This is a genomic window from Paenibacillus taichungensis (assembly GCF_047302525.1).
GTDB lineage: Bacteria > Bacillota > Bacilli > Paenibacillales > Paenibacillaceae > Paenibacillus > Paenibacillus taichungensis_B.
The window spans coordinates 5,257,624-5,276,467 of sequence record NZ_CP168020.1 but is presented as its reverse complement, the minus strand read 5'-3'; the positions used below and the strand labels follow the sequence as shown (position 1 = coordinate 5,276,467).

The window sequence follows — 18,844 nt, the reverse complement described above, 5'->3', positions numbered from 1 at the left end:
TGAGAACGAGGCGATTGCAGGCAAGGTGTATGATTCAATTCCGGATATTTTGACTACCGTGGCACAGCGTTATATTGGGGACCATCCGAAACACTCCTTTTTGTTCCGAGCGTACCATTGTGGAGGCTTCCGCAGACTTGGGGATTATCGTTATGATCTGAATCTGGATGCCAAGTGGAAAGAGGCTCGTGCAGGACAGTACGTGTACGTATGGGGCAAGTTGTGGAGCCAGCAGGAGGCTACGTTAAATACGGGACTGAACTGTTATAGTCCGGTGACGGTCTATGTAAACGGAGAAGAGATTTTCAAATCCGAGTTATTGCAGGAGTTATTTCCCGAGCGCAGAACCCAGATTCCGATTTCCGTGAAATATGGCTGGAACGATGTGTTGCTTTGTTTTGTAAAAACAGAGGTGGGATTCGGTGGTATCTACGGAACGGCCTCATTTAAAAACTTCCCGCTTCACTTCCTCACACCAGGTGTGGATCGCCTAGGTCAGGAAGGCTGGTTGTACTCGGAACCAGTCGATGAACCTCTATCATCACTCCCTCGTGATGGCATGACTGAAGAAGAAACGGGCCTTTCCTGGTTTCCGCGCAGGGACTGGACAGAAGAGGAACAGAATGCTGGAGCTTTCGCCAGAATCTTTGGTACAGAGCAGCCAGCTGTTGCGTACGCGTGGTCCAAACTGGATGTAATCCAACCGGGATCGTCACCTGTTCTTCTGCAAGGGAAACATGAGGGTGCTCTCACCCTGTACGTTGATGGCAAGGAAATATATTCTGCTGGGCAAAGCGGCAATTTCAGCATTGAACTGCCTCGCCGCTACGGTCCATCTGATCTGGTAGCGAAGGGTGAAACCAAGGCTGGGAGCAAGTTGTGGGGATTCACATTGGAAGATGCGAAGGATTCCACTACAAAAGACTGGAGATTAAGACCACCTCATCCGGTTGCAGGATGCCCCGACGCTTGGCTGTATACGGGTGTATTTTCCCCAGGCTCTGAACCATCTCCCCAAGACATCGTGGTAACAGATACTGTATTTGATGATGGAGCCCAAGGTGTATACTGGCATGTTGATCTACCTGAAACGAGTGTCCGGCCCTATTTGGAAAATACCCATTATGGTAAATGGAACTATCCACTCGGTGTCACCCTCCTTGGACTTCTTCAGATTGGACAGGAGTTGGGACGTGACGACTATGTTCAGTATGTGCGGGACCATATCGGCCTGAGTACGTCGTTTGACCGTTATGGTCTATGGGATCGGGAAGGGTACGGCGCCGCGGGAATCAATAATCAGTTGTCTGCAATCGACAGTCTGGATGATTGCGGTTCGTTTGGATCTACTTTGCTGGCAGCGATGGAACTCGGCGACATTCGTGGAGGCAGGGATACCGCAGATCGTATTGCGGGCTATATTACGGATGAACAGGAACGTCTGGAAGACGGAGCCTTTTACCGTGTTCGTGGCAGCGGAGAGATGCGCCAGGAAACGATGTGGTGTGATGATCTGTATATGAGCACACCTTTCCTGATGCGTTACGGCCAGTTGACGGGAGATACTTCTTATTGGGATGATGCGATCAACCAGTTCCTGATGTTCCGCAAATATCTGTATATTCCCGAACAACAAATCATGTCCCATGTGTATGATTTTGTGCGTGGACGGGCGACGGGCATACCATGGGGACGCGGAAATGGATGGGTTCTGTTTTCGCTAACCGAACTACTTTCGATTCTGCCAAGTGATCACGTCAAACGTTCAGAACTGCTGAGCTTCTACCGAGATTTATGTCAGGGATATCTGGCACTGCAAGGTGAAAATGGACTCTGGCATCAGGTGCTGAACCGCCCGGATTCATATGAGGAAACCTCCTGCACGTCAATGTTCATCTACGCCTATGCCCGCGGTATTCGTGAAAGCTGGCTGGAGCAGCCAGAGGCCTACCTGGATGCGGTGCGCAAAGGATGGGAAGGCATGACACGTCTGTCCATTGATTATAAAGGCAATGTGTACGGAGTATGCCGGGGTTCCGGTTATTCCTTTACTGCACTCTATTACCGAGACGATCTGGGATGGATTCTGAACGATACGCACGGTATCGGCATTGTGCTTCTGGCCGGGATTGAGGCGTATAAAATGAACCAGCAGCTCTGCCGGAATTCGCTCGACTCCTCGGTTACAGCCGCACAACGCTAATACAGCAACCATGTGTTCATCTGCATATAGCCTAACGACAAATAAAGCGGCACAGCCTTAAGGCTTGCCGCTTTTTCCTTGTCATTAGGCTTATTATTAGAAACATTTTGTTCAGAATCCGAATTAGACATGTGTTTAAAACAGCTCCAATTGCTCTGGTCCCTCTTCCTCCTTCGGCTCCGTACGGTCAGGGAAGGGCCTTACGGGCTGCTCTAGCAGCTCCATCATCATCTGTGCATTGGCAGCCGCGTCACCGCCCGAGTTGTTGTTGAAAATCACATACACATCTTTGCTCTGCTCTTGCAATTGCTCCAAATAACCTTTCCACTCCAGCAGCTCTTCCTGGTTGTAGCGATACAGATAACGGGTCTCGCGCCAATTGGGTGCACCATTCTGATGCCAGCCTGATACATCGCGCCCATGCATACGCACCAGCGTCATCTCGACATCGGTAGCTTCAGGTACGATAGGGATAGATCCTGGCCCCGCTTGAGGTTCATCACAGACGCTGTGAATCCAGCCCTGTTCCTTAAGAAATGCCAGCGTTCGTTCGCGCAAGCCCTCTTCATACCAGCTGCGATGACGAAATTCGAGGGCACACGGGATGCCTTCCATTCTCAGTTTTACTTCACGCAGTTCATTGACGTTGTCCCGATTGCATTCAAACCACGGCGGGTACTGGAACAAGGCCGCTTGCATCTTGCCTGCTTCCATGACAGGCTCCAGGGATTCGCGAAAGGCCTTATACATCTCCGAGGTGCTTGTGAAATAGGGTTTTCCCCGCAGATGTCCGGTCATCCCTTGATAGGCTTTGACGATAAAAGCAAAGGATTCTGGCGTCTCCGCTGCCCAGCGTGCCATCCGGTCCCGAGGCTGAACGGCGTAGAAGGAACTGTCTACCTCCACGGTCGTAAAATATTGTCCATACAGACGGAGCTTGTCTTTCGCTTTGGTACGGTTCGGGTACAAATCTTCCTGATCTCCCCAGCCCGTAAGTCCAATCCGAATCATAAATAACACCTCCTGCTGCTTCTTCTGATGTCGCGTTATATTTTAGTCGTCTAATGGCGTTCATGAAGTGAAGATGCCATAGTAGTTATATATCAATCTTCTATGTATAGTTAACCGATTCGCGTGGGCCTGACTATGTTTAACATTATATCGTGTGGTTTCCGACCGTTCAATGTGGACGATCCTTGGAAATTTTTGAGTTTGAAGGATAAAGACGGTACAATGGCTAAAAGCTATAGAGATATGATCCGGCTGATATAACAGCGTATTACGGATAGTTGGGCCAGTGACCATGTGGAGGGCGATACGTAATGACGGAATGGTATGAAAAGAGTTTTGGAGAAGACTACCTTCTTGTGTACAAACATCGGGATGTGCAAGGTGCATATCAGGAAGTACATAAAATGATCAATTGGTTAAAGCTTCAGCCAAAGTCCAAGGTACTTGACCTATGCTGTGGTATGGGCCGACATTCTCTGGCCCTTGCAGATGCTGGTTTCCAGGTAACCGGAATCGACCTGTCTGATGTGCTTCTGCGTGAAGCACGCAATATGGACACCGAACATCGTGTAGAGTGGTATCACGCCGATATGCGCGAGCTTCCACTGAAAGGCGGATTTGACGCTGTCGTCAATCTGTTTACCTCGTTTGGGTATTTCCGAGAGGATGGAGAGCAACTAAGAGTGTTACGCGCCATTCATCGGATGCTGAAGCCGGGCGGTAGTTACATTATAGATTTTATGAACACGGCTTATGTGAATCGCCATCTGGTGCAGCATTCAACACGTGAAAGCGAAGGACAGAATATTGAGGAGTTTCGCAAGATCCAGGATGGATTTGTGCAAAAAGAAATCCACATCACCGATACCGCATCGGGCCAAAAACCACGAATCTATCAGGAACGCGTCAAGCTGTACACTCGCGAACAACTACGTGATCTGCTTCACGAGGCAGCACTCGTGGTGGATCAGGTACATGGCGGTTATGATGAAGAGAAGTACGATGAGCAGACATCGCCGCGGATGATTTTTGTCGGTCATCGGCCAGAGCAGTAGAGTTGGAGGAGAATATTAATGAAGCGAACGGAATCCATTTCCATGCCAGTAGGCATGCATCGGGTCAAGATTACTATGGCTTTTCCTCTGCGTTGGGTGAACAGCTATGTGCTTCATGAACCGGATGGAACAATAACGATTATTGACCCAGGACCACGCAGTACTGAGACGGAACAGGAGTGGCACGAAGCACTCGCAGATTTCAATTTAACTTTTCAGGATATTAGTCAGATTGTACTGACCCACCATCACCCCGATCATCTGGGGTTGTCCGGCTGGATACAGCAGCAAACGGGTGTGCCTGTTCGAATGTCCACACGATCCCGCCAGGAAGCGGATTACATGTGGGGAACGGAGGCAACCATTAATACGGTTTTGCCTGAATATTATGGTCACCATGGAATGCCAGAAGACAAGACGCAGCAGATCCGCGAACATATGGAGGGATTCATCTCACAGATTACGCCACTTCCGGTAGTGACCCCGATTGAAGATGGCGAATGGCTGGTTATGGGTGGGAAAAAGTGGCTTGCTGTAGAAACCGGTGGTCACGCGCCAGGACATCTATCCTTCTATGCGCCGGACTCCAGGGAGATCTTGTGTGGAGATGCCGTATTGCCGCAGATATCACCGAATATTAGCCTGCAGCCGGGAAGTGACGATCAACCTTTATTGTCTTATATGGAAGGGCTGAATCGACTAGGGGCTTTGGATGTAGAAGTGGCATATCCAGGGCATCGGAATCCGTTTGGCCATTTTGGCGATCGAACGGTTCATCTGCTTACTCATCATGAAGAGCGCCTTCAGAAGATGATGGAGCGAATCCGGGAAGCACCGACGAATGCGTATGATATCTGTGTGTTTATGTTTGGTGACCGATTGGGAACACATCAGCTTCGTTTTGCGATGAGCGAGACTTTGGCACATCTGCAGGAATTGATCCGGCGGGAGCGTATAGTACAGGAGCAGCAGCCCGACGGAGTGTTCTTTTTTATCGAAAATACTTAGAATTATTACAAGACTTTGACCAGGAGAACTGCCTGTTCAGAGTCTTTTTTGCGTGTAACGACTCAAATAAATGAAAGCTTTAGTCTCTCTTAACCGTTCATTCATCTTCTTTTAAGCCAGCACTTCTATGATAAATTCATGAACTTCGCCAGAGAAAGCAGGGAAGAGCGATGACCAGGAAAAAACGAAATCAATGGAGAAAATGGCAAGCCTCAGCGGCAGCAACGTTGACCGTAGCTGCACTCTTTCAATATGTAAGAACTTCTGATGCCTTTGATGTCGCTTATGCGGCGGCTAATGGTACCGATATAAGCAGTACAGCTTCTACTCAGATAGATGCTCAGGATGATGTCGTGGACGAATGGACGAACAACACAGATAACAATTCCGATGCATCGTCCAATGAGGGCTATAGTCTGGATGAAGGAACGACCGATGGAAGCAATGCCATCGGTTCGAATCAAGGCAGGTCGTCGGGCGGTTGGATAACAGATCAGAACAGCAATCAGGATACAGACTCCGGATATAGCCGTGGCAATTATCAGTCACGCACGGGTGCATCATGAGCCGCACGGAGCAAGTCTCCCGTCTTCTTAAGTTCCGCTTCCGGGCGATGAACACGGACGTGGAAGTTCAGTTAGCCGCAGGACGGGAAGAAGCTGAGCATGCGGCAGCCTTGGTGAAGAATTGGTTCGAAGCGCAGGAACAGCGTTTCAGCCGATTTGTGGAAGACAGTGAATTGAATCGTCTGAATCGTTGCACAGGATGGATGCCCATCTCCGCAGCAATGGATGAAGTGCTAAGTTTGGCATACGGTTATATTGGACAGACGGAAGGGATCTTTCAGCCAGGTATTTCTCAGGCTCTGCGGGCTTCTGGTTACGATGTCAGCTTCGAGCAGCTGCAACAAAGAGAGCTTCAGCAATCTGGAACCGAACGCAGATTGGACATCCGACAATTGGATATAACAGATATGCTGAGAGACGAATATGACTATAGCCGCCCACGTTGGATTCAAAGGGAAGGCAGCCGAATGGTTCATAAGGACCCTGGGACTGAGCTGGACCTTGGGGGCATTGTTAAGGGGTGGGCTGTTGAACGTATCGCCGATTGGCTGCAACGTACACTTCATATTCCGGCCGGATTGATTAATGCAGGTGGAGATATTCAGGCATGGGGGACAACACTTCATCCGATGTGGTCCGTGCAAGTCACCGATCCTTATCAGGAGGAGCGAAATCTGATAGGGAATATTCAATTGAGGAAAGGTGCAATTGCCACTTCAGGAGTGGTACGAAGACAGTGGCAGAATACGGACGGAAGCCTTTCACATCACTTAATTGATCCCCGGACGATGGAGCCAGCAGACACGGATGTGCTACAGTGTACTGTTCTGGGCCAGCATGCTTCACAATGTGAGATTATTGCCAAGACCGTCTGTATTTTGGGAAGTGCCGATGCAGTAGGCTGGTTAAACCGTCATTACGACCGGCATGATGTCCTGTGGATGACCCGGAATGGGAGTACTTATTTTAGAGGAAATACCGACACGCTCGCTGAACGCTGGCCTGGCTTCGATCCGGATCACCGCTTCAGTCTTATATAAAAGACAAGTCTATCAGATATGGGGGAGCCGGTTATGGCGCAATGGATTGTAGATTACCTGCCAACGTGGAATATCATTCGAATTAGTGGGATAGCCGCTTATTTGCTGCTCTTTGCGGGTGTGTTTCTGGGGATTGCTCAAGGGATGCCCATGGCTAAAGGCAAACCCAAAGCGGCCATGTTTAAATGGCATACCCGAACGACCTGGCTCGCCTTGGGACTTGGACTCATGCATGCGTTAACCCTATATATTGATCACTATAGTCCATTCACCTGGAGTGAACTGCTCATTCCGTTTACGGCTTCAGTACATCCGATCGGCAGCGGACTGGGTACGTTATCCTTTTATGGTTTGGTGATCGTACTGCTATCCAGTGATCTGCGTAACAAGCTTGGCCGCAAATGGTGGTTTATGTTCCATATGTTGTCTTATCCCGTATTCATCGGTTTACTGTTCCATGGTATGGTTACCGGCTCTGATTCAGGCAATGTGCTTATGCGTCTGATGTACGTGTTTACTGGCTTGAGTATAATTGGTATTACGGTACTTCGTGGCATGCTGCGGGAACGCAAAGGCCCGGAAATTACAATTGGCCCCAGTCATGTACAGCCTAAGCCGGCAGCGGAAAAGAAATGGGCAGAGGTGTACAGTTTGGCGGGAGCGGGAAGACAGGAGCATCTGAAATAGCGTATTACAAAAATAAGTGAATCAACACAAAAGAAGCGGCCAGGTGGCCGCCTTTTTGTCATGATTAAAATAAGTCTGAATGTTGAATTTACTTTGTTTGTTCATTTCCAACTCCTAATCATACATGCAAATTATACAATATCATCGCTGACAGGTTTTTCTCCCAAAGCTTCTTCAAGCTCCGATTGTTTGCGATGCGCAATCCGACTGCTGGCCGCCGAGGCGATAGCCCCCACGATATCATCCAGGAACGTATGCACAGGCCCGAGGCTCTTGTCGTTTAAACGTTCAAGCACACCGGGTTTTAGCTTGTCTACATAGCCGTAATTCGTAAATCCGATACTTCCGTATACGTTGACGATGGAGAATGCGAGAATCTCATCCACGCCATATAACCCTTCATCATTCTCAATCATCTCCTGCAAAGGAGAAATGAGTTTGCCTTGCTCTGCCAGCAAGTCCAGTTGAATGCCTGTCAGGACTGCGTTCTGCACCTCACGTTTGCGTAATACTTTCTCCACATTGTCGATACATTCTTCCATCGTAAGACCTGGGTAATACTTATTTTGCAGCATCATGACCAGTTCTGCGATCTCAGGGATCGTAACGCCCCGCTTGTGCAGCCATTCCCTCGTTGCCTCTGCCACTTTACGGCTATTCAGGCTGTAAGGGATTTTTTCTTGCTCCGGATGTTCCATGGCGATTCCTCCTCTGAAGTTAGCAATGTCCCTACACTTGTATCCTAATACGTTATTAACCGTTTTGGGTTTCTTTGCTATCCCTCGAAGGGGATGGAAAGCCTGTTTTCAGTTTTATGCATGATGAGCTTGTTTAAAAAGTAGTTATTTTTTGGGCAAAGGCTCGTATACATGGTAGTACAAACTGTAAAAATGATGAGGGGGAACGTGATCATGAGTAAGATCCGTTATTTGCGTACAGCTTCTGCAGCTGCGCTGTTGAGTATTCCTGTGGTGTTATCCGGATGTGGTATGTTTGGGGCACAGTCCTCCGAGGCTATTGATCCACCGCCGCCGATTCAGGAAGCGGCCATGATTCAGGCGGCCGAAGGCAACGGATCACTTGCCAAGCTGCCACTTACAACCGTGTATCTGCAGGACCAGCAAGGTTTATTGGCTCCAGTATCCATGACACTCCCGTCGGGCACGGACGTCAGCAGTCCCAAGACCGCTCTGGATACACTTGTGACGGGTGGTCCATATGCAGGGATGTTGCCTGAAGGATTTCAGGGCGTTCTCCCGCAGGGTACCGTTGTTCAGAACGTAACGATTCATTCGGATGATAAACTGGCAGTCGTGGAGTTCTCCGGAAACTTTGCCAAGTATGATGCCAAGAACGAGCGCAAAATGCTGGAGGCTGTCACATGGACACTCACCGGTACACCGGATGTGCAGAGCGTACAGATCTGGGTGGACGGCAAAAAGTTAACGCAAATGCCAGTAAACAGCACGCCACTGCCGGAACCGTTGAATCGGGCGGTGGGCATCAATCTCGATTTGGGTGATACATTCACGACCAACAGCAGCCCGGTAACAGTTTATTTCTCAGCTGCTTCGCCAGCAGGCATTCAATATTATGTCCCGGTTACGCGTCTAGTGACACCAGGTGGAGACCGGGTGCAGGCGGCGCTGAATGAACTGATCAAGGGGCCTGCCAAAGGTGGCGAGCTGGAAGAGGTCATGACAGGTGGAACGCAGCTGCAATCGATCAAAACGTCTGAGGATGGAACCGTAACGGTTGCACTCAAAGACGATATGTTCACTGAGGGAGATGTCGTGCCAAGTGAACTGCTCCAATCCGTCGTATTGACTACGGCCGAGAACACAGCTGGCAAGGAAGCTAAAGTCCAGATCGAATGGAACGGGCAAAAGACAGTCATGAGTGATGATAATCGGGATTACAGTGCCCCAGTATCGAAGCCTGAATATATCAATGAAATTCCAATTTAAGTCACAAAGAACGGTCTAGCGTACGGTTGACAGAACTCTTTGGGGGACAGGATGCTTTTAAGTGAACTCTTTGGTAATATAGAAGTGATTAGTAAAAGTGTGAACAAGTTCGACATTACAGGATGCTTAAGTCGTAGGAGGCAGAAATGATGAGATCTAACGGACGAACCAGCGACCAGCTGCGCCCGATGAATTTAACAATTAACACGAATAAATACGCCGAAGGTTCTGTACTGATTGAAGTGGGAGATACCAAGGTTATCTGCACAGCTACTGTGGAGGAACGTGTTCCTCCCTTTATGAAAGGGCAGGGTAAAGGCTGGGTAACGGCTGAATACTCCATGCTGCCACGTGCAACACATACCCGTAATCAGCGTGAAGCGAACCGCGGCAAATTGACTGGACGCACCATGGAAATTCAGCGTCTGATTGGCCGGGCACTGCGCTCGGTCGTTAACTTGCAGGCGCTTGGTGAGCGTACCATTACGCTGGACTGTGATGTCATTCAAGCCGACGGAGGTACACGCACAACGTCCATTACCGGTTCGTTTGTAGCTCTGGCGCTCGCGGTGAACAAAATTGCCCAACAGCATAAATTGCAAGTATTTCCGATTACGGATTTCATTGCAGCGGTAAGTGTGGGTGTAGTTGGAGAACAGCCTGTGCTGGATCTGAACTATGATGAAGATTCCAAAGCCAAGGTAGATATGAACCTCGTGATGACAGGCGGCGGGAAATATGTGGAGCTTCAGGGAACAGGTGAAGAAGCACCATTTGACCGTCGTGAGCTGAACGCGATGCTGGAGCTGGGTGAGCAGGGAATTCTGGAGATGATTGAGCGTCAAAAAGAAGTTCTCGGTCCCATTGCACTCAAGATCGGTGCTCGTGGATTAGGAGAAGCCTAAAATGAGTCTGGATAGCCCAATTATCATTGTCGCAACCCGTAATGCAGGGAAAGTACGTGAATTCGCTCATGCATTCGCTCCACTGGGCAAAGAGGTCAAAAGCATGTTCGACTATCCGGAGCTGCCGGATGTCGTTGAGGATGGATTAACCTTTGCAGAGAATGCCTGGAAGAAAGCTAAAGCGGTGGGCGATGCTCTTGGTTTGCCTGTCCTGGCTGACGATTCGGGATTGTGCGTGGATCTGCTGGACGGTGACCCGGGAGTGTATTCTGCGAGATATGCAGGCGAGGGTGCAACCGATGCGAAGAACAATGCCAAACTGCTTGAGGCGCTGGAATCGCTCAAATCCGGTGAGGATACGGAGCAACCGCTGTTGAGTCCAGCAAGTTTCGTTTGTGCACTTGTGTTGTATGACCCGGCAACCGGAGACAAGTATGAATCAGAAGGCATGGTGGAAGGCTGGATCACAGCTGAGGCAGCCGGTGGTGGCGGTTTTGGATACGACCCACTCTTCTACGTGCCTGAATACGAGATGACGATGGCCGAGCTTACGCTGGAGCAAAAGCAGGCGATCAGTCACCGGGGCCATGCCCTGAGAGCGCTCGTATCCAGTCTGAAAGGCTGAGATCCAAACGAATCGGCTCATATGATTATGAATGTATAAGGTGAATTATTGCCTTGATTAAATATCAAAGCGTTAGTGGAAGGTAAGAATCATTCCTGTGGAATGCTTCACCGACCATTAACGTTTTTTTATTTTTATTGAGTGGAGCCGATTTTAATAAAGCTAGTACGTGGGACCCAAAATAAATCCCGCTTTTTTCAGTGAAAATATAGGAACATACGTTCTTATTCCTATATAGAAAATACGAAGATTTCACGTTTGAGCAGAGCATTAGGACCGGGGTTGGAAGAAGTTGCAAGTCTTGTACAGTATGGGTTAACATTCAAGTTAACGAATCATCAATGAACTCAAACGGAGGGGATTTGCTTATGCAAGAAGTGAAGCTTACGGTGTCTTATGATGATTATGAGAACGGTATTCGTATGGAAACGTTGATTAGGGAACTGGCTGCCAAACCGGAGGCTGGTTCGCTGGAGAGTCTGATTATTGGAGACTGGGGACAGGCTTATGAAAATTCGCCGGATGAATTTATGGGCACACTCATCGAACTGGCTCCAAGCTTTCCGTCTTTGAAGAAACTGTTCATCGGAGATATGGGCTTTGAAGAATGCGAAGTATCATGGATTATTCAGACGGATCTCACACCACTATTGGCTGCTTTTCCTGAATTGAAGTCATTCTCAGTGAAGGGCAGCAGTGGACTAAGTCTGGAACCAATCGAGCATGCCAAACTTGAAGAATTGATCATTATTTGCGGTGGTCTTCCCAAAAGTGTGTTAGCTTCAATTGCCCGGGCTAAGTTGCCTGAATTGCGTAAGCTTGAGCTGTATCTGGGTGTGGAGGATTATGGATTCGACGGTTCACTGCAAGATGTACTTCCACTTTTGGAACAGGGCTTATTTCCAAAGCTCGTATACCTGGGTCTGAAAGATAGTGAAATTCAGGATGAGATTGCGAAAGCTGCAGCTGAGGCTCGAATTCTGGATCAACTAGAAATCCTGGATCTGTCAGAGGGCACGTTGTCTGATGAAGGGGCAGAGGCGCTGTTTGCCAGTGACAAGATCAAAAAACTTAAACATCTCAATCTTAGTTACCACTACATGACGGACGAAATGCTCATTCGCTGGAAACGTTCCGGTATATCTGTAGATGTTAGCGAGCAACAACAGAATGATGAAGATGACTGGCGTTACCCGTCGTTAACGGAATAAATGATGTCAGGCATGACGGAAATGGAAGGAAATTTGCAACGCCCAGTTAAGGATTCGGATCTGGAGCAGCCGTTATTGTTAATTGGAAACCCGAATAATCGCCGTACCCTTGGATTACAGGAGGCAAGACAGCGTATTGACTTACAACCTGCACTTGTGCTGCCTTATGCCCGTTTGCTAAAGACTTGGAGACGGGGCGGAACCATGGCGGATGCCGTACAGCAATGTCTGGTAGGGCGAGGGATTACGCACATGCAGCGAGAGCCGTGGATATCTTCACCAGCGTCGATGTCATATGCGAATCATGGTTCAGTTAACGGAGTGAAAAGGATACCTCTTATTCGGATTGATGCACCTGGTGAGGAGTGGGAAGTAGAGCGTGAACTTCTCTTTCTTGGAGCTGTGACTGATGTATCTCCGTTAATCGATGGCCTTTCTGCGGGAATAATTCCGGCAGAACAGACACTTACTCTTGAACAGGAGTGGGGGCGGATCTACGCGCCCAACCAATGGTTTCGTGGCTGGAAGGCCTGTTTGGAACGAGTTCGCTATGAAGCCTTGGAATATTGGCCTAATGCCCGGTTCATGAATGATCCCGATGACATTGCGATCATGTTTGATAAAAGGAAATGCCAGCAGCATCTATCTGCCCATGGCGTTCACGTTCCCTCAACACTCCAATCTTCGGAGCCGATCCGCAATTATGTAGACCTGCGTACAGCGATGACAACAGCCGGTATGAATCGCGTTTTCGTGAAACTTGCGTGTGGCTCCGGGGCTTCAGGCGTTGTTGCCTATCAAATTAATCCGCGAACGGGTGCTGAAATCGCCATAACCACAGTGGGAATGGAACAGATTCAGGGAAATCTCATTTTTTATAATGAAGGCCGGATGCGCAGGTATACACATACTTCGGAGATTTCGGCACTCATGGATTGGTTGTGTGCTGAAGGTGCCCAGATTGAACGTTGGATGGCAAAAGCGTCCCTGGGTTCAAGCGTGTTTGATATTCGCCAGCTTGTGGCAGGTGGACAAGCAGGTCATGCCATCGTACGGCTTAGTCAGACACCGATCACCAATCTGCATTTGCGCAATGAGCGGTTGCTGCCCGCAGAAGCGGGGCTGGATGAACAGCAGATGGAGGGAGTTCAGACGGCAGCGAAAGCAGCAATGGCTGCCTTCCCCAACTCATGGTCAGCCGGTATTGATGTGATGCTCAGTGGAGGTACTGAGCCGCGTGCCTATATTCTGGATGTGAATCCGTTCGGAGATTTGTTGTACAGAGTGCAGCATAACGGACTTGGAACCTATGAATGGGAAATGGAACTTTTGCGAAAGGAGCCTTACAACCATGACTGATATGAACACCATCGTAGGCTCCCATGATCTATTAATGATTACGCTGGACACATTAAGGTATGATGTGGCCAAGCTGGAGGAACAGAATTGCCCCAACCTGTGCGGTTCGGGTTCCTGGGAGCAGCGTCATACCCCTGGAAGCTTTACATATGCGGCACATCATGCTTTTTTTGGTGGCTTCATGCCTACACCTGCCAATACGGACAAAACCTCACACGTACGGCTTTTTCATTCCCGGAATACTGGATTAAAGACTCATCCGCATACCTGGCTGTTCGACACACCAGATATCGTATCCGGTTTTGCGGCTGAAGGATATCGTACGATTTGTATTGGCGGGGTCATTTTCTTCACCAAGAAAAATCCGCTCGCCAAAGTGCTACCGGGTTATTTTCAACAGAGTTACTGGCGGATGAATTTTGGGGTAACCAACCCCAAATCGACCGAGCATCAGGTTCAGCATGCCTTGAAGCTGCTGGAGCAAAGCGCACCAGATGAGAAGCTGTTTTTGTTCCTGAATGTGTCTGCCATCCATGGGCCAAATCGCTATTTTGTGGAGGGTGCGAGAGAGGATTCGGTAGAAACACAACGTGCAGCGCTTCGGTATGTGGACGAGGCCCTGGGGCCATTGTTTGATGCAATGAGGCAGCGTTCAAGGCCTACGTTTTGTCTAGCTTTTTCCGATCATGGCACGGCGTATGGTGAGGATGGCTATCAGGGGCACAGGTTGGCGCATGATGTTGTCTGGAATGTGCCTTACCGTGAATTTATTTTATAGAACAATTGATTCATATCATCAACAACTACAAACTGGATATAGGGAGGAAACCGATGGACGATCAATCTCAACATACGACAGCAGGTCATTCCGCACAGTCCGGATCCAATACAGCTACAGGTCTCAGAGAAGTGCTTGCTTCCCCCTATCGCTCTTATTTATATTCGTATCCCCACAAGACCGCATATCGGGAATTAAACCCGCCGCTACCGCTTGGTCCATTGTGGGAACGTGAGAATACCGATACGTATTTCTTATATATGCACATTCCGTTTTGTGCCGCTCGTTGCGGGTTTTGCAACCTGTTCACGTTACCGGATCGTCGTGATGACACCCATGTGCGTTATGTGGATGCGCTGGAACGGCAAGCCAAGCAGTGGGCGCCAATTACATCACGGAGACCCTATTCGAGGTTTGCCATCGGTGGTGGGACGCCCACATTATTAAATGAAATTCAGTTGAACCGCTTGTTCGATATTGCGGAACAGGTGATGGGGCTCGATCCGACGCAAGCTTCGATCTCAGTAGAAACGTCACCGGATACCGTGACGGAGGCCAAATTGGCCATCATGAAGGAGCGGAGCGTGGACCGAGTAAGCATGGGCATCCAAAGCTTTATCGAAGCCGAAGCCTCAGCCATTTACCGTCCGCAGAAACCACAGGAAGTGGAACTCGCACTTGAGAAGCTTACACGGTATGAATTCCCTCTGTTGAATCTGGATCTGATCTATGGTCTGCCGGGACAAACGGTGGAATCATGGCTGTATTCGCTGGAACGTGTCCTTTCATATGAACCGGGTGAGATTTTCATTTACCCACTGTACACCCGAGAGAATACCATTGTGAAACCGGATGATATTCAGCGTCAGGGACCGGATATTCGGATGGAGCTGTATAAGGCTGCGCGTGAGACTTTAAAAAGCCGGGGCTATGTGCAGTATTCCATGCGCAGATTTGCCAAAGAACAACCTTCTTCTGGAAGCAAAGAGCTTCTACCTTACAGCTGTCAGGAAGAAGGCATGGTTGGTCTAGGATGCGGTGCACGCTCTTATACGAGTGAAGTTCATTATGCTTCCAAGTATGGTGTTAGTTATAAGGCTACACAAAGCATCATCGCCGATTATGTGGCAACCGAGCGTTATGATGTGGCTGATTACGGCATTGTACTCAGCCGGGAGGAGCAGAAGCGCCGCTTTATTCTGAAAGCTCTGCTGCATCGGGAAGGCTTGGCGCTGTCGGATTATGATCAGCGATTCGGAACGGAAGTCCTGTCAGACTACGGATGGTTGAGTGAACTGTTGTCTGAGGGCATGGCTGAGCTTAAGCAGGACGATAAGGGTAATCAGGTGCTGCGTCTGACAGAAGAGGGATTGGGCTACTCGGATGCCATTGGAGATTGGCTCATCTCCGCTGAGGTTCGTGAACAAATGGAAGGGTATGTGTTCTCATGAGAGCAACCTTGTATTATCGGGGGAAGCTGTCGTCCTGTAATTACGACTGTCCATACTGTCCGTTTAGTAAAACGGTAGATTCCAAGGAGACGCTGGAAGTGGATGAACAGCAACTGCGTCAATTTGTGAAGTGGGTGGGGGATCAGGAGAGTGCTGGTCATCAATTTTCGATTTTCTTTAACCCGTATGGAGAAGCTCTGGTTCGACGTTGGTATCGTGAAGCGATGATTGAGCTATCTCATATGCCACATGTGGACAAAATTGCAGTCCAGACCAATTTGTCCTTCAAACTGGACTGGGCCCGCGAATTGAACCGGGATAAAGCGGCATTCTGGGCAACCTATCACCCGCGTGAGACGAAGGAGTCTTCCTTCGTCAAACAATGTTTGACTTTACGTGAGATGGGACTTGCTTTCAGTGTGGGGACGGTTGGATTGCGCAGTGCATTCCCCGCTATTGAATCGATGAGGCAGGCTTTACCCGATGACGTGTATATGTGGATCAATGCATTTAAAGATCGACCCAAATATTACAGCTTGGAAGAGGTCGACTTTTTACGATCCGTTGATCCACTGTTTGAAGGGAACCTGCGGGATTATGAGAGTCTGGGCAAGCGCTGTTCCGCTGGTTCGGAGGTATTTTATGTGCAAGGGTCAGGGCATGTAAAAAGGTGTTACAAGGATCGTCGTATTATTGGGCATCTATACCGCGATGGTTTGGAGGCTTTAGCAGCGGATCGGCCGTGTGGCATGAAGAAGTGTGGCTGTTACATCGGTTATATTCATATGGAGGATTCACCGTTCAGAGATATTTTTGGCAATGGGTTGCTTGAACGTAATCCGGTTCTAATTAATCGATAGATATCGGTCAGCAAGTACATTTAGTCGAGTATCACAAAGGGGTGCCTGATGAACAGCTAATATGCTGTTCATCGGCACCCCTTTTACGAATGAAAAGATAGCATTATTTATCGAATGGCCACTTTGTACGTACGCAACCACGAGTTGATCTGTGTCAGATAAGCAAACAACTGTGGACCCGACATTAACTGTCCAAACCATGGTAGGTTCGATGAAGCATCCGGTGAGGAGGCCAATTTGCGAATTTGAGCTTTGTCGATTAATGGCAAGATCGGTGAGCTTGCGTCATCCAGAATATCAAGCACCTGCTGTTTAACGGCAGCAAGATACTGCGGGTTATGTGTTTTCGGATATGGACTCTTTTTCCGGTACAACACATCGTCAGGCAGTACACCTTCCAACGCTTTACGCAGAATGCCTTTTTCCCGTCCGCCTGTCATTTTCATGTCCCAAGGCACGTTAAACACATATTGAATCAAACGGTGATCACAGTAAGGTACCCGAACCTCAAGCCCAGCTCCCATACTCATCCGATCTTTCCGATCCAGTAGTGTGGGCATGAAGCGGGTGATGTTCAGATAGGACATTACTCGCATTTGGGCTGCTTTACCGGTCTCCCCATCGAGTAAAGGTACTTCAGCCACAGCATCCGAGTAGCGGTCCGCGAGATAGTCGAGTGGCCTGATCCATTCCCGAATGTCCGGGGATAACAATCCTGCTCGCATATCAGGCGCAACAGACCATGGGAATGTACCGGAGTTCAGCATCTCTTCCCGATGGAACCAAGGATAACCGCCAAATATTTCATCCGCTGCTTCGCCTGAAATGGCAACGGTGGCTCCTTTTTTGATTTCTTTACAGAATAGATAGAGAGAGGAATCTACATCCGCCATACCTGGCAAATCACGCACAAGCATCGCCTGGGTTAGTGCATGAACCAGTTCTCCGTTTTCAATCTCAATCCAGTGATGATCTGTCTTCAGTTCATCTACCATACGCTGAATCCAGGGTCCATCTGCACCAGGCTGGAAGGAATGGGCCTGAAAATGCTTTGCATTATCCACATAGTCGACAGAATACGTGCTGACCTGACCTTGACCTGTACGGTTATAATAATCCACCGCTAACGCAGATAGAGCACTTGAATCCAATCCCCCCGACAAAAGGGAGCAGACCGGAACGTCCGAAGCCAATTGGCGTTCTAATGTATCCTGTAACAGTCTGCGTACTTCGGCAGCTGTCTCATCCAGATTATGTTCGTGATTCTGACTTTCCAGCTTCCAGTAAGCATAGGTTTTAATACCGTTTCGGTTGTAGATAAGCGCATGCGCAGGTTTGAGCTCGTTAAGGGAGGAGTATACGCCGTGTCCAGGTGTCCGGGCAGGACCGACAATAAATACTTCTGCCAAACCTTCAGGGCCAACCGCAGCTTCAACATCCGGGTGGATGAGCAGTGCTTTGGGTTCTGAGCCAAATACGAGTGCATCCTTTGCATGACTGTAGAACAGGGGTTTGACGCCTAGCCGATCACGGGCGATAAAAACCTGTTCGCGTCCGCCATCCCATATGGCAAAAGCAAAAATTCCGTTAAACCGGTCAACGCAGGCCGGTCCCCACTCAATATAAGAGGCGAGCAGCACTTCCGTATCACATTGTGTGCGGAAATGGTGTCCGCGCTGAAGCAATTCCTTTTTCAATTCGGGTGCATTGTATAGTTCTCCGTTATACACGACGGTATAGGAGGTGTCTCCCTGTAACGCATGCATGGGCTGTGCCCCGTTCTCCGGGTCCATAACGCTGAGACGCCGATGTCCGAACGCACAAGGATTGGAGATCCATGTACCTGAAGCGTCGGGCCCCCGGTTCGACAAGCTGTCCGTCATCCGGACCAGCAGCTCTGATTCCTGGGTCAAATCCCGATTCCACTGTATGAAGCCGGTTATACCGCACATGGTTTGTTCATCCTTTCTTAGTCGAGTCATTCATCCGTATGGCTGCTTGAGTCCTAACAGCCAGCAAATGTTGTCTTTTTCGTCAGAAGTCGTAACAAATATATGCCGAAAGCAGGCATAAAATGTCTGTCCTCTTCGGAAACTATATCTAGGGACAACGGCCTCA

General features: G+C 49.0%; 17 protein-coding genes. 14 read left to right on the top strand and 3 right to left on the bottom strand.

Annotated features, from left to right (window positions below; genetic code table 11):
- The first annotated feature begins 25 nt into the window (after nt 1-25).
- The gene (locus ACDJ58_RS23645) at nt 26-2,203 is read left to right on the top strand and encodes a glycoside hydrolase family 88/105 protein (protein WP_413373213.1); all 2,178 of its coding nucleotides are present in this window, start codon (nt 26-28) and stop codon (nt 2,201-2,203) included.
- Nucleotides 2,204-2,338: 135 nt separating this feature from the next.
- Here ACDJ58_RS23645 and ACDJ58_RS23640 read toward each other — a convergent pair whose 3' ends face one another.
- A complete protein-coding gene (locus ACDJ58_RS23640; RefSeq protein WP_413373212.1) occupies nt 2,339-3,214 on the bottom strand; it encodes a DUF72 domain-containing protein in 876 nt (291 codons plus the stop codon).
- A gap of 311 nt (nt 3,215-3,525) precedes the next feature.
- Here ACDJ58_RS23640 and ACDJ58_RS23635 point away from each other — a divergent pair, with 311 nt between their 5' ends.
- The 5 genes from ACDJ58_RS23635 (at nt 3,526) to ACDJ58_RS23615 (ending at nt 7,570) form a co-directional block, all read left to right on the top strand.
- Complete coding sequence (locus ACDJ58_RS23635; protein WP_413373211.1) at nt 3,526-4,269, top strand: class I SAM-dependent methyltransferase; 744 nt, start codon at nt 3,526-3,528, stop codon at nt 4,267-4,269.
- Between the two features lie 18 nt (nt 4,270-4,287).
- On the top strand, nt 4,288-5,277 hold the full coding sequence (locus tag ACDJ58_RS23630) for an MBL fold metallo-hydrolase (RefSeq protein WP_413373210.1): 990 nt from the start codon (nt 4,288-4,290) through the stop codon (nt 5,275-5,277).
- A gap of 170 nt (nt 5,278-5,447) precedes the next feature.
- A complete protein-coding gene (locus ACDJ58_RS23625; protein ID WP_413373209.1) occupies nt 5,448-5,843 on the top strand; it encodes a hypothetical protein in 396 nt (131 codons plus the stop codon).
- A complete protein-coding gene (locus ACDJ58_RS23620; RefSeq protein ID WP_413373208.1) occupies nt 5,840-6,883 on the top strand; it encodes an FAD:protein FMN transferase in 1,044 nt (347 codons plus the stop codon). Before ACDJ58_RS23625 ends, ACDJ58_RS23620 begins: the two co-directional genes overlap by 4 nt.
- Nucleotides 6,884-6,916: 33 nt before the next feature.
- Entirely contained in the window at nt 6,917-7,570 is a 654-nt protein-coding gene (locus tag ACDJ58_RS23615) for a ferric reductase-like transmembrane domain-containing protein (protein ID WP_413373206.1), read from the top strand.
- Between the two features lie 131 nt (nt 7,571-7,701).
- Here ACDJ58_RS23615 and ACDJ58_RS23610 read toward each other — a convergent pair whose 3' ends face one another.
- A complete protein-coding gene (locus tag ACDJ58_RS23610; RefSeq protein ID WP_413373205.1) occupies nt 7,702-8,268 on the bottom strand; it encodes a phosphatidylglycerophosphatase A in 567 nt (188 codons plus the stop codon).
- 213 nt (nt 8,269-8,481) lie between these two features.
- Between ACDJ58_RS23610 and ACDJ58_RS23605 the strand changes: the two genes are divergently transcribed.
- The 8 genes from ACDJ58_RS23605 (at nt 8,482) to ACDJ58_RS23570 (ending at nt 16,726) form a co-directional block, all read left to right on the top strand.
- Nucleotides 8,482-9,537, top strand: coding sequence for a GerMN domain-containing protein (locus ACDJ58_RS23605; protein WP_413373204.1), 1,056 nt, complete (start codon nt 8,482-8,484; stop codon nt 9,535-9,537).
- A gap of 146 nt (nt 9,538-9,683) precedes the next feature.
- Nucleotides 9,684-10,442 carry a ribonuclease PH gene (rph, locus tag ACDJ58_RS23600; protein ID WP_053783129.1) on the top strand — a complete coding sequence of 253 codons (759 nt, stop codon included), beginning with the start codon at nt 9,684-9,686 and terminating at the stop codon, nt 10,440-10,442.
- 1 nt (nt 10,443) lies between these two features.
- Nucleotides 10,444-11,067 (top strand): XTP/dITP diphosphatase, encoded by a 624-nt coding sequence (locus ACDJ58_RS23595; protein WP_413373203.1) that lies wholly within the window; start codon nt 10,444-10,446, stop codon nt 11,065-11,067.
- 368 nt (nt 11,068-11,435) lie between these two features.
- The gene (locus tag ACDJ58_RS23590; RefSeq protein ID WP_413373202.1) at nt 11,436-12,278 is read left to right on the top strand and encodes an STM4015 family protein; all 843 of its coding nucleotides are present in this window, start codon (nt 11,436-11,438) and stop codon (nt 12,276-12,278) included.
- 12 nt (nt 12,279-12,290) lie between these two features.
- Nucleotides 12,291-13,637, top strand: coding sequence for an STM4014 family protein (locus ACDJ58_RS23585; protein WP_413373201.1), 1,347 nt, complete (start codon nt 12,291-12,293; stop codon nt 13,635-13,637).
- A complete protein-coding gene (locus tag ACDJ58_RS23580) occupies nt 13,630-14,415 on the top strand; it encodes an STM4013/SEN3800 family hydrolase (RefSeq protein WP_413373200.1) in 786 nt (261 codons plus the stop codon). The genes ACDJ58_RS23585 and ACDJ58_RS23580 overlap by 8 nt, the downstream gene beginning before the upstream one ends.
- A 53-nt stretch (nt 14,416-14,468) precedes the next feature.
- Entirely contained in the window at nt 14,469-15,866 is a 1,398-nt protein-coding gene (locus ACDJ58_RS23575) for an STM4012 family radical SAM protein (protein ID WP_413373199.1), read from the top strand.
- On the top strand, nt 15,863-16,726 hold the full coding sequence (locus ACDJ58_RS23570; protein ID WP_413373197.1) for an STM4011 family radical SAM protein: 864 nt from the start codon (nt 15,863-15,865) through the stop codon (nt 16,724-16,726). The genes ACDJ58_RS23575 and ACDJ58_RS23570 overlap by 4 nt, the downstream gene beginning before the upstream one ends.
- Nucleotides 16,727-16,833: 107 nt before the next feature.
- Here the strand turns inward: ACDJ58_RS23570 and asnB are convergent, their stop codons facing one another.
- On the bottom strand, nt 16,834-18,678 hold the full coding sequence (gene asnB, locus ACDJ58_RS23565; RefSeq protein ID WP_413373196.1) for an asparagine synthase (glutamine-hydrolyzing): 1,845 nt from the start codon (nt 18,676-18,678) through the stop codon (nt 16,834-16,836).
- Nucleotides 18,679-18,844: the final 166 nt, after the last annotated feature.